The following is a 12,504-nucleotide window of genomic DNA, read 5'->3' as shown; positions in this document are numbered from 1 at the left end:
GAGGACATATCCGGGCCGTTCATGGGAAGGGGCGGGACGAGCCGGGCGTCAGGAGGGCGGGGAGGTGTCTCGCAGGGTGGCGAGCAGGGCGTCGGCGACCTGGGCCGCGCCGCCCGTGCCGACCGCGGTGGTGAGCGCGCCCCAGTCGACGCCCTCGGCGGTGGAGTGGCGCAGTGCGCCGAGCACGGCGCGGCTCAGCGCCCTGCTGGTGCCCCGGCCGTCGGCTTCCTGTGCCGCCGCGTCGATTCCGCCGTAGATCAACTCCAGGGCGCGGTCCTCGCCGTGCGACCGCAGCGACAGCGCCTCCTCCTCGACGAGGACGTCCTTGGGCCAGACCGCCCGGACCTCGGCGCCGACCGCCTGGCTGTGGAAGCGGCCGTTGAAGATCTGGCTGAGGTTCTGCGGCGGCAGGCAGACGGTGGGCACGCCCAGGCTGCCCGCCTCCAGCAGTGTGGTCAGCCCCGGGGAGGTGAGCAGGAGGTCACAGTGGGCGAGCCGGTCGAGGAACTCGCCGTGGTTGAGGGCACCCGTGGTCGTCCGCGGCGGCGCGACCGCGGCGTCGACCAGGCGCCCGGCGAAGTCGGCCGGGAGGTTGCCCGCCACGTGGACCTCGTGGACTCCGTGGGCGGCGAGTGCCTCGAGTACGGCGGGGACGACCAGGCGGGGGTAGTTGGTCCAGTCGGCGAGCCGGGGCGCCCGCAGGCCGCCCAGGCTGACCAGGGCGCTGCGGTAGTGCCGGGGGGTGCTCGGGGGAGGGCAGAGCACGGCCCTCGGCGGCGTGCCGATGACCGCGTCGACCCAGTGCAGCGCTCGGACGGAGGCCAGCACGTCGAAGCACTCGGGTGGCAGCTCGACGCACTTCTGGGCGCAGTAGACGGTGGCGTCCAGCGGCAGGGCGGAGCGGTCCCCGGCCGACCACATGAAGGGCAGGCTGTCCACGAACACGGTGGGCACACCGGCGGCCTGCAGCGCCTTGGCGGCGGAGCCGTCCAGCACGACGAGCGCGGCCCGCACTCGCTCCGAGCGCACGATCTCCGCCAGGGCGTCGGGAGCGCCGTCGGCCGACAGGTCGTACCAGCGGTCGACGGGGTGCTCGGCGAGCAGTGGGCGGCCGAGGGCCGAGCCCAGGCCGATGAATCTCAGCGGCGGTGCGGAGTGATCCGGCGGCCCTGGACGACCCGGTGGTGCGGGGCGGCCGTGCAGCGCGGAGCGGCTTTGCAGCGCGGAGAGGACCGCGCTGATTTTTCCCGAGCTGCCCCAGCCGAATTCCGCCCCGGCGATGGCGACGGTTTGCGAAGCTGAATCAGTGTGCATCGGATCTACCTCGGCTTCCTGGACGGGCCGCCTTCGATCGGGCACAACCTTTGCGTATTGGGCCGACCGGCGCAAGGGCTTCATCCGGATTTCCAGCCCGGGGGTGAATATTCGGAACTGACATATCCACATCCGATCTGATCGATGGTTTGTGTGAAAAGTTTGGACGTGGCTCAAATCGAGTGAGCCCGGGTTGCCCGGCCGGTAGGCTTCCGGGCCATGGGCTACCTCGAAGCCAGCGGCCTCGGCCACACCCTCGCCGACGGGCGTGAGCTGTTCAGCGACGTGTCGTTCCGCGTCCCGGCGGGGGAGACCGTCGCCCTGATCGGCGACAACGGCGCGGGCAAGACCACGCTGTTGCGGATGCTCTCCGGTGAACTCCCCGTCCAGCTGGGCTCGGTGCGCAGACACGGGGCCGTCGCGGTGATGCCCCAGTTCATCGGCAGCCTCCGCGACGACCGCACGGTACGGGACCTGCTGCTCGCCGTCGCACCCCCGGCGCAGCAGGCGGCCGCGGCCGCCGTGGACGCGCTGGAGCTGGAACTGATGGAGACCGACGACGAGGCCGTCCAACTCCGTTACGCACAGGCGCTGTCCGACTGGGCCGAAACCGGCGGCTACGCGGCGGAGGTGCTCTGGGACACCGTCACGGTCGCGGCGCTCGGCCTGCCCTTCCGGCTCGCGCAGTACCGCGAGGTCGGCACGCTCTCCGGGGGCGAGCAGAAGCGCCTGGTCCTGGAGGCCCTGATGCGCGGCCCGGCCGGGCTGCTGCTGCTGGACGAGCCGGACAACTACCTCGACGTCCCCGGGAAGCGTTGGCTGGAGGAGCAGCTGGCCCGCACCAGGCAGGGAGTGCTGCTGATCACCCACGACCGCGAGGTGCTGAGCCGGACGGCGACCCAGGTGATCACTCTGGAGGGCGGCACGACCTGGACGCACGGCGGCGGGTTCCGCACCTGGCACGAGGCGCGCGAGGCCAGGTGGAAGCGGGCGGCGGAGCTGCGGCAGCGCTGGACGGAGAAGCACGAGCAGCTGAAGGAACTCGTGCGTACGCTGCGCCAGCAGTCCGCGATCAGCGACGAGATGGCCTCCCGCTACCATGCCGCGCAGACCCGGCTGGCGAAGTTCGAGGAGGCCGGCCCGCCGGCCGCGCCCCCGCGGGTGCAGCGAGTCGCACCCGCCCTGCGCGGCGGCCGTACCGGAGTGCGGGCGATCACCTGCCGGAGCCTCGAACTCACCGGTCTGATGCGCCCGTTCGATCTCGAGGTCTTCTTCGGCGACCGGGTGTGCGTGCTCGGTTCCAACGGTTCGGGCAAGAGCCACTTTCTGCGCCTGCTGGATGAGTCCGGCGGTGAGGCCGCGCCGACCGTGGAGCACTCCGGTGAGTGCCGCCTCGGCGCACGGGTGCGGCCGGGCCTGTTCGCCCAGACGCATCGGCACCCGGAGTGGCACGGCCGCACCCCGGTCGACATCCTCGGCCGTGGTGAGGGCGACCGGGAGGGGCTCGGCCTGGAGAACGCGATGGCCGCCCTGAGCCGCTATGGACTCGCCGGGGCCGGCCGGCAGAACTTCGAGACGCTCTCCGGCGGTCAGCAGGCCCGCTTCCAGATCCTGCTGCTGGAGCTCGCCGGATCGACCCTGCTACTGCTGGACGAGCCGACCGACAACCTCGACCTCATCTCGGCCGAGGCGCTGGAACAGGCGCTGGACACCTTCACCGGGACGGTGGTGGCCGTCACCCATGACCGGTGGTTCTCCAGGGTGTTCAGCCGGTACCTGGTGTTCCGGGCGGACGGCCGGGTGGTGGAGACCGGCGAGCCGGTCTGGGACGAGGGCCGGGTCAGCTGCGCCCGGTGACCGCTGGTGCGCCCGGTGGCCGCCGCGAAGATCCCGAGAGGCTGGGGCTGCGGGTGCATCGACCAACCCGAAAACCCCGAAGGGCCCGGTGCGGGTGCACCGGGCCCTTTCGGGTGAAGCTGCTGGGAGCCTGTGGGTCGGCTTAGTACCAGTGGTGGGCGGCCCACCAGGACCAGGCGGCGTTCGGGCTGCCGTAGCGCTCGCACATGTACTTGTAGGCCCACTTGATCTGGGTGGTCGGGTTGGTCTTCCAGTCCGCGCCCTCGGAGGCCATCTTGGTGGCCGGCAGGGCCTGGCCCAGACCGTACGAGCCGCTGCTGGGGTTGGTCGCGGTGACGCTCCAGCCGCTCTCGTGCGAAATGATGTTGTCGAAGGAGGCCAGCTGGTTGGCCGGGACGATGCTGGCGGCGATCTGCTGTGGGGTGGCGGCGGAGGCGGCTGTGGGGACGACCACGGCGCCGACGGTGGCGACGCAGGCGGCACCGGCGAACAGAGCAGCGGACTTGCGCAGGCGAGCGGTGAAAGTAGACAAGAAAGGCTCCTGAGGTAGGGGGCAGGGGCTTCACGCCAAGGCAGGATGCGCGGCCGGACGAATGGCTCGTGCGTCAGGCGTGATGTCGGTGCGCGCCCTATTCGGGAGAAGCGCCGACTTGTCTGACATGGGTGGAGGGGACCACCGGTGTGTCGTTGCGACTGAAGCCATTGTTAGCGGGCCCCGAGGCGGGCTCCAAGGGGTCAAAATCGCTAAACCTACGAGGCCTGATCGTAGTCACAGGGCCCGAGGGTGCCGTCGGCCCGCCCTCGCGTACCCCCTCGCTCCGGAGCGAAACCTCGCGCACGAACTTTTTCTCGAGTGCCTTAAACATGCTTCTGACCTGCGCGGATGCCAGTCGCAGGGGAGGGGGCTCCAAGGGGGTGGTCGGGGGAGGGGGGCATGCCGTTCGGGTGACTCACGGCCCCCTGGGCGCGAACCACTATCGAAGGCAGTAGGTACTTGTTGTGATGTGCTCACCATCACAGTGGCATCTGCACTATTTGCCCGATTTGGGAGGTTTGGCGACGTTGCGAAGGCCTGGTGGCCTCAGATAAAGGGGCCCGCGGCCCGTGGGAATGGAGCGACCCGGGTCACAGCATGGAGTGACCCGGGTCACAGGAATTCGAGTGACCCGGATCGCATTCCGAATGGAAATGTGACCCAGGTCACTCAATTGGGATGGATGGTCAGCGCAGCGGCAGTACCAGCTCCGCGGGGTCGGCGGCGCTGGAGTCGAAGGAGACACTGCTCCCCAGTGGGGTGTGACCGCCGTACAGCGGGTCCTTGGTGTCAACAACCAGCGCCAACCGGTGTCCGGCGGGCAGGTCGTAGGCGGTGGCGAAGAGCTGTACGTCGAGGGGGAAGGCCCGGCCGGGCTGCTGGCCGGACCAGCTCTGCGGGGCGTGCGAGATCAGCTTCCCGATCCCGAGGGCGTCCACGTCGTAGAGGTAGGCGAACACCGTGCCCTCCGGTGCGGACGCGGTGACCGTGGTGTGCAGCCGGGCGGCGCCCCGGATGCGCTGGACCTCCGAGTAGGGCTCGGACTGCCAGACGGCGCCGGCCGAGCGGGGGAGTAGGGGGAGGGCGACGGTCGGCGGCAGACCGATGGCCTGGTCGAGGCCGCCGGACAGCCCGGGGACGCCGCCGTCCGCACCCGAGTCGGTGCCGCCGGCGACGGAGGTGTGCCAGTCGCTGCCGACCGGTCCGTCGAGTGCTCCGGTGCCGAGCCGGTTCGGGGCGCCGAGCCGCAGTCGGTCGGTCCGGGTGCTGGTCGCCTCCCAGTTCGGGTAGCTCTCGTGGGTGCCGGTCGGCCGGACCTCCAGTTCCACCGACTGCCCCTGGCCGCCGTCGCCCTTGAGGTGCTGGTCGAGCCAGCCGCGCGCGCTCGCCCAGGTGGGGTTGGACAGCCCCAGCAGGCCGCTCAGTTCCTGGGTGGCGTGGTCGCCGGGGCGCAGTTCGAGCCGCTTGGGCCCGGTCAGCCGCTGGTAGAAGGAGGTGATCTGGCTGGGGTTGAAGAAGCTGTCGCTCCACGCGTTGGCCAGGAAGACCGCCGTGCCGTTGGCGTTGATCCGGTCCAGGTAGGTGGCGGGGGACCTGGTCTTCGCCCACTGCACGACCTCGGGTATGTCGCGGTCGGCGAAGAGGTCGTCCATGGCCCGGGCGAACTCCGGGCTCTTGCGGCCGGTCAGCGCCTGGAGTGCGGCGAGCTTGTGGGCGGCGCCGAGGTGCCGGGTCTGTCCGCTGTAGAGCGAGTCGGCCAGGTCACCCCAGCCGCTCAGCGAGGCCACCGCCTTGATCCTGGGATCGAAGGCGGCACCCATCAGGGTCAGGCCGCCGCCCAGCGAGAGCCCCACCATGCCGATGCGCTGCGGGTCGGCCGGGGTGTGGGCGAGGGCCCAGTCGATCACCGAGGAGATGTCGGCCACGTCGGTCGGGCCGGCGACGTCGATTTTGCCGCCGGAGAGCCAGAAGCCGCGGACGGTGTAGGTGACGGCGACGTACCCCGCGGCGGCGAGCTGCCTGCCCTGGGCGACGTACTCCAGGTCGTTCTGTCCCCAGCTGGCCGGCTGTACGACCACCGGATAGCGGCCCTGAGGGTCGGCGCCGGGCGTGCCGGGGGCGGGAGTGAAGACGTCGGCCTTGAGGACCACACCGTCCTTCATCGGGATGTCCACCAGCCGGAACGGCTTGGCGCCGTCGACGGCTGCCACCGGTCCGGCGAGCGGGGCCGCCGATGCGGGAGCGGCGCTGAGCGCACCGCCGAGGGCAAGTGCCGTGACCAGCACGGCACTTGCCGCTCGGTGTCCGCCGGGGTGGTGGGATCGCGTCATGGGTGCTCCATCAGGATCTGACGGTGCCTCGGCGGCATCCGTCGGTCAGCTGATCCGGAGCGTATGGGCTGATCACCGGCCCTGACGAGATGATGATCAGCCAAACTTACTGGCGAGTAATCTTCGGTCGCGCCAGCCTTCCCGTCACACCAGCCCGACCCAGGAGTGGGTGCCGAGCAGGGTCTTGATGTCCGAGGCGAGGCCGTTGTCCGGGTTCACCTGGAAGCCGAGCTCGTACAGGGTGTTCTTGTCCCAGTTGGTCGTCAGCAGGCGAACCGGGGTGTCGCCCGGGTGTGCCTGCAGCGAACGCTTGAGTTCGGCCACCAGTTCCGGGTTGATCTTCCCGGCCGGCAGGGTGATCTGCACCGGTGGCTTGCGGCCGAGTTCGGCGGAGGAGACGTCCACGGTGGTCATCTCCGCGCCGAAGATGCTGAGCGCGCCGTCGCGCTCGTTGAGCCGGCCCTTGACCGAGACCACGTTGTCCTCGACCATCTGGTCGGCCATCAGGTTGTAGGTGGCCGGGAAGAACAGCACCTCGACCGAGCCGTCGCGGTCGGCCAGCGTGATGATGGCCCAGGCGTTGCCCGCCTTGTTGATCCGGCGGTCCACGGCGGTGATCAGGCCGGAGAGTTTGACCTCACCCTCGGTCCGGCCCGAGCCGAGCAGTTCGACGATCGAGACGTCGCGGTTGCGGGAGAGCAGGTGCTCGGCCCCGTCCAGCGGGTGGCCGGAGACGTAGAGGCCGAGCATCTCCCTTTCCAGGCTGAGCAGTTGCTTTCGCGGCCACTCCCGGTCGGTGAGTTCGAAGTCCAGTCCGATGGTCGGGGTGTCGTCGCCGCCGAGCGCGCCGAACAGGTCGTCCTGGCCGATCGCCTGCTGCTTCTTCACTCCGGTGACGGCGTCGATCGCGCTCTCGTGCACGGTGCTCAGCGACAGCCGGGTGTGGCTGAGCGAGTCGAACGCTCCGGCCTTGATCAGCGAGTCCACGGTGCGCTTGTTGCAGGCGACCAGCTCGACCTTGTCCAGGAAGTCGGGGAAGGAGGTGTACTTGCCCTTCTCCTCGCGGGTCTTGATCATCGACTCGATCACCGGCACACCGACGTTCCGGACGGCCTTCAGGCCGAAGCGGACGTCACTGCCGACGGCGGTGAAGTCGACCACGGACTCGTTCACGTCCGGGGAGAGGATCTTGATGCCCATAGACCGGCACTCGGCCAGGTAGACGGCCATCTTGTCCTTGTCGTCGGCGACCGAGGTGAGCAGTGCGGCCATGTACTCGGCCGGGTAGTTGGCCTTGAGGTAGGCGGTCTGGTAGGAGACCAGGCCGTACGCGGCGGAGTGCGATTTGTTGAACGCGTAGCCGGCGAACGGGACCAGCACGTCCCAGACCGCCTGGATCGCCTCGTCCGAGTAGCCGCGCTCCTTGCAGCCCGCGTGGAACGGCACGAACTCCTTCTCCAGGACCTCCTTCTTCTTCTTGCCCATCGCGCGGCGGAGCAGGTCTGCCTGGCCGAGGCTGTAGCCGGCCAGCACCTGGGCGGCTCGCTGCACCTGCTCCTGGTAGACGATCAGGCCGTAGGTGGGGCCGAGGACTTCCTTGAGCGGCTCCTCCAGCTCCGGGTGGATGGGCAGGATCTCCTGCTGGCCGTTCTTGCGCAGCGCGTAGTTGGTGTGCGAGTTCATGCCCATCGGGCCGGGCCGGTACAGCGCCGAGACGGCGGAGATGTCGGCGAACTCGGTGGGCTTCATCAGCCGCAGCAAGGCGCGCATCGGACCGCCGTCGAGCTGGAAGACGCCGAGGGTATCGCCGCGGGCCAGCATCTGGTAGGTGGTCGGGTCGTCGATCGGGATCTTCTCGATGTCGACCTCGACGCCGCGGTTGGCCTTGATGATCTGCAGGCAGTGATCGATGATGCCCAGGTTCCGCAGACCCAGGAAGTCCATCTTGATCAGGCCCATGGCTTCGCACGACGGGTAGTCGAAGCCGGTGATGATCACGCCGTCCTTGTCCCGCATGTGCAGCGGGATCAGGTCGAGCAGCGGGGTCGAGGAGAGGATGACCGCGGCCGCGTGCACACCCGTGCCGCGGATCAGGCCCTCGATGCCCATGCCGGTGTCGATGATCTTCTTGACGTCCGGCTCGTTCTGGTACATGGCCCGGATCTCGGTGCCCTCGTTGTACCGCGGGTGCGACTCGTTGAAGAGGTCGGCGAGCGGGACGCCCTTGCCCATCACGTCCGGCGGCATCGCCTTGGTGATCCGGTCACCCATCGAGAAGGGGTAGCCGAGGATGCGGTTGGCGTCCTTCACGGCGGCCTTGGCCTTGATGGTGCCGAAGGTGTTCACCTGGGCGGTGTAGGCGGCGCCGTACTTCTCGGTGACGTAGCGCACCATCTGGTCGCGCTGGCGGTCGTCGAAGTCGATGTCGACGTCCGGGGGGTTGATGCGCTCGGGGTTGAGGAAGCGCTCGAAGAGGAGGTCGTGCTCCAGCGGGTCCAGCTGGGTGATGCCGGTCAGGTAGGCGACCATCGAGCCGGCCGCCGAACCACGGCCGGGGCCGACCGGGATTCCGTTCTTCCGGCCGTACTCGCAGATGTCTGCGACCACGAGGAAGTAGGCGTCGAACCCCATCGGGGTGATGACGCCCATCTCCAGCTCGACCCGGTCCAGCACCTCCTGGCTCGGGCTGTCGCCGTAGCGGTGCTTGAGGCCGGCCTCGATCTTCTTGCGCAGGAACGAGGCCTGACTCTCGCCCTCGGGGACGTCGAACTGCGGCATCCGGTCGACGTAGTCGAAGACCTCCTTGTACGACTGGACCCGCTCGGCGATCACCAGGGTGTTGTCGCAGGCCTCGGGCAGGTCGCGGAACAGCTCGCGCATCTCCGCGGCGGTCTTGACGTAGTAGCCGGTGCCCTGGAACTTGAACCGGTTCGGGTCGTCCTTGTTCTTGCCCACACCGACGCAGAGCAGGCTGTCGTGCGCGTCCGCCTGGTCGGCGGTCACGTAGTGGGAGTCATTGGTGGCCAGCAGCGGGATGTTCAGGTGCTTGGCCAGCCGCAGCAGATCCTCCCGGACCTCGCGCTCGATGGACAGGTCGTGGTCCATCAGCTCCAGGAAGTAGTTCTCCTTGCCGAAGATGTCCTGGTAGGCGGCGGCGGCCTTGACCGCCTCGTCGTACTGGCCGAGCCGCAGCCGGGTCTGCACCTCGCCCGAGGGGCAGCCGGTGGTGGCGATGATCCCGGTGGCGTTCGCGGCGATCAGCTCGCGGTCCATCCGGGGCTTCATGTAGTAGCCCTCCATCGACGCGAGCGAGGAGAGCTTGAACAGGTTCCGCAGACCGGTCGAGTTCTCGGCCCACATGGTCATGTGGGTGTACCGGCCACCGCCGGAGACGTCCTTGCCGCCCTCGCCGTCGGAGCTGGCCGGGCGCTGGCCGCCCGGGGACCAGAAGGTCTGCTTCTTCTCGAAGCGCGATCCCGGCGCGACGTACGCCTCGATCCCGATGATCGGCTTCACTCCGGTCTTGGCGGCGGCGTGGAAGAACTCGTAGGCGCCGAACATGTTGCCGTGGTCGCTCATCGCGATGGCCGGCATGCCCTGCCGCTCCGCCTCCGCGAAGAGCTTGCCGTTCTTCGCCGCCCCGTCCAGCATCGAGTACTCGGTGTGGACGTGCAGGTGGGCGAACGTGTCAGACACTGCGGTTGGGCTCCTCGCGGATCGGGCCGGACAAGAACTGCTCAACCCTAGCGGGCTTCGCGAGCCGGCCCGGCCCGATCATGTGCGGAGAAGTGTTCTTGACGCGGTTTCTACGTGCGGACGCGCTCGCTATGCCAGAGTGATGCGGATGCCGACGGTGCCGTCGTTGCCGCGGCGCAGCCGGCTTCCCAGCAGGGTCAGCACGCCGAGCAGGCCGTACTTCTGGCGGAGCAGGGTGCGGTAGGCCGCGGTGCGCTCGGGGGTGCAGACCTCGGCCGTGGCCGGGACCTGCTCGCCGGTCGGATTGCCGCGGACGTCGCACGGGCCGACCAGGACGTCGGCGCGGTTGCGGATGCGGCGCACCTTCCAGGAGTCGGCCACCGTCCAGATGCCGAGCGCGTCGCCGTCCCGGACCACCCAGACCGGGGTGGGCACGCCCGTGCCGTCCTTCCGGAAGGTGGTGACCAGCAGATAGCTTCCGGCGGCGAGGCGGACCAGTCGTTCGAGCCGCTCCTGGGGCGTGTCGTTCATGCGCGGAGTTTAGACCGGCCGGCTGTGTCGCCGCAGTGGCGGGGAAACCGCGCGAGGGCAGGCTGTGCGGTCGCGGGTTTATCCGAGAACCGCCCGGGAAACCCTCGCCGGAACCGGGAAGGAACACCCCGGGGGAATTCCGGTACGGTGGAATTCACGTTGTTCGCGGGCTGATTTCCGAGCCGAAATCAGAGGGACCGGACGACAGGGCCCTAGGGGGCGAATAGGGGTTGTGGGGGTGTTGGAGCCGCTCTTAGCGTGACGCGGGGAGAGCAGCGTCTGCCGGCATTTTTACGGCTGTCATTACGGCGGTCACCGGTGGGGCGCCGCCCACGGCACACCGCCGCCCGGTCGGAAAAACCTCCTGCACGGGCGGCACCCCGCTCGCAGCTGCAAAGCCGTAAAGAGGGCACATCAAATGGCGAATGAAGAGACACTCCGCGGCTACCTCAAGCGGGTGACAGCCGATCTGCACCAGACCCGGCTGAGGCTGCGCGAGGTGGAGGCCAAGGACCAGGAACCGATCGCTATTGTCGGAATGAGCTGCCGCTTCCCGGGCGGCGTCAGCTCGCCCGAGGAGCTGTGGCAGCTGGTCGTCTCCGGCGGGGACGCGATGTCCGAGTTCCCGGCCGACCGCGGCTGGGACGTCGAGGCCCTGTACCACCCGGACCCGGACCACCCGGGCACCTCGTACACCCGTGAGGGCGGCTTCGTCCACGACCTCGCGCACTTCGACCCGGCCGTCTTCGGCATCAGCCCGCGCGAGGCCCTGGCGATGGACCCGCAGCAGCGCCTGCTGCTGGAGGCCTCCTGGGAGGCGTTCGAACGGGCTGGCATCGACCCGCTCTCGCTGCACGGCAGCCGTACCGGCGTCTTCGCCGGCACCAGCGGCCAGGACTACCTGGCCGTCCTGCTGAGCTCCACGGACGACGTCGAGGGCTACCTGGGCACCGGCAACGCGGCCAGCGTCGCCTCCGGCCGGATCGCCTACAGCCTGGGCCTGGAGGGTCCGGCGGTCACCGTGGACACCGCCTGCTCCTCGTCGTTGGTCGCACTGCACCTGGCGGTGCAGGCGCTGCGGAACGGCGAGTGCTCGCTGGCCCTGGCCGGCGGTGTCACCGCCATGAACACTCCCGGCACCTTCGTCGACTTCAGCCGGCAGCGTGGACTCGCGGCCAACGGCCGCTGCAAGTCCTTCGCCGACGCCGCCGACGGCACCGGCTGGAGCGAGGGCGTCGGCATGGTGCTGGTCGAGCGGCTGTCGGACGCCCGGCGCAACGGGCATCCGGTGCTGGCGATCGTGCGCGGAAGCGCCGTCAACCAGGACGGTGCCTCGAACGGTCTGACCGCTCCCAACGGGCCCTCGCAGCAGCGGGTCATCCTCCAGGCACTGGCCAGTGCCCGGCTCACCCCCGACCAGGTCGACGCGGTCGAGGCGCACGGTACGGGCACCCGGCTGGGTGACCCGATCGAGGCGCAGGCGCTGCTGGCCACCTACGGCCAGGACCGGCCCGAGGGCCGTCCGCTCTGGCTGGGCTCGCTGAAGTCCAACATCGGGCACACCCAGGCCGCTGCCGGTGTCGCCGGCGTCATCAAGACGGTCATGGCGATCCGGCACGGCGTGCTGCCGAAGACCCTGCACGTGGACCAGCCGACGCGGAACGTGGACTGGTCGGCGGGCGCGGTCGAGCTGCTGACCGAGCCCCGCCCGTGGCCGGAGACCGGCCGTCCGCGCCGGGTCGGCATCTCGTCGTTCGGTATGAGCGGCACCAACGCGCACACCATCATCGAGCAGGCGCCGGAGGAGGCCGACACCGCGGCGGAGGGCGAGCAGGGCCCCGCCGATGCCGTGCTGCCGTGGGCGCTGTCCGGAAAGGGCGAGGCGGCCCTGCGCGGGCAGGCGGCGAGGCTGCTGTCCTGGCTGGAGGCCGCACCCGAGTTCGCGACGGGCGACGTGGGCTACTCACTGACGGTGGGCCGCGCGGCGCTGGAGCGCCGTGCCGTCGTGGTCGCCGAGGACCGTGCCGAGTTCCTGCGCGCGCTGGGTGCGCTGGCCGCCGGTGAGGCCGCGGCGAACGTGGTGCAGGGCTCGGTGGTCGAGGGACGGCTGGCGTTCCTGTTCACGGGGCAGGGGAGTCAGCGGGCAGGTATGGGCCGCGAGTTGTACGAGGCGTTCCCGGTGTTCGCCTCCGTCCTGGACACCGTCTGCGCGGAGCTGGACGGGTACTTGGACCGTCCGCT

At 69.7% G+C, this 12,504-nt stretch carries 7 protein-coding genes; 2 read left to right on the top strand and 5 right to left on the bottom strand.

What is annotated here, in order from left to right; translation table 11 throughout:
• Positions 1-48: 48 nt before the first annotated feature.
• Positions 49-1,314, bottom strand: coding sequence for a hydroxymethylcytosylglucuronate/cytosylglucuronate synthase (locus ACZ5ON_RS29625; protein ID WP_465599142.1), 1,266 nt, complete (start codon positions 1,312-1,314; stop codon positions 49-51).
• Positions 1,315-1,533: 219 nt separating this feature from the next.
• On the opposite strand from ACZ5ON_RS29625, the gene ACZ5ON_RS29620 reads away from it, so the two are divergent.
• Complete coding sequence (locus ACZ5ON_RS29620) at positions 1,534-3,171, top strand: ATP-binding cassette domain-containing protein (RefSeq protein WP_465599140.1); 1,638 nt, start codon at positions 1,534-1,536, stop codon at positions 3,169-3,171.
• A 142-nt stretch (positions 3,172-3,313) separates the two neighbouring features.
• On the opposite strand, the gene ACZ5ON_RS29615 is transcribed toward ACZ5ON_RS29620, so the two are convergent.
• The 4 genes from ACZ5ON_RS29615 to ACZ5ON_RS29600 form a co-directional block, all read right to left on the bottom strand.
• Entirely contained in the window at positions 3,314-3,703 is a 390-nt protein-coding gene (locus tag ACZ5ON_RS29615) for an aggregation-promoting factor C-terminal-like domain-containing protein (RefSeq protein WP_465599138.1), read from the bottom strand.
• A 689-nt stretch (positions 3,704-4,392) separates the two neighbouring features.
• Positions 4,393-6,036, bottom strand: coding sequence for a CocE/NonD family hydrolase (locus ACZ5ON_RS29610; protein WP_465599136.1), 1,644 nt, complete (start codon positions 6,034-6,036; stop codon positions 4,393-4,395).
• A 144-nt stretch (positions 6,037-6,180) separates the two neighbouring features.
• Positions 6,181-9,732: a DNA polymerase III subunit alpha gene (dnaE, locus tag ACZ5ON_RS29605; RefSeq protein WP_465599134.1), complete on the bottom strand. Its 3,552-nt coding sequence runs from the start codon at positions 9,730-9,732 to the stop codon at positions 6,181-6,183.
• 129 nt (positions 9,733-9,861) lie between these two features.
• Positions 9,862-10,263, bottom strand: a complete 402-nt coding sequence (locus ACZ5ON_RS29600) for a PPOX class F420-dependent oxidoreductase (RefSeq protein WP_465599132.1) — start codon at positions 10,261-10,263, stop codon at positions 9,862-9,864.
• A gap of 418 nt (positions 10,264-10,681) precedes the next feature.
• Here ACZ5ON_RS29600 and ACZ5ON_RS29595 point away from each other — a divergent pair.
• On the top strand, positions 10,682-12,504 hold a 1,823-nt coding region (locus ACZ5ON_RS29595; protein WP_465599130.1), incomplete at its 3' end, for a type I polyketide synthase.

This window comes from Kitasatospora sp. NPDC032150, from assembly GCF_055579945.1.
Note: the sequence above shows the minus strand (reverse complement) of the source record. Positions and strands in the feature narration are given on the sequence as shown.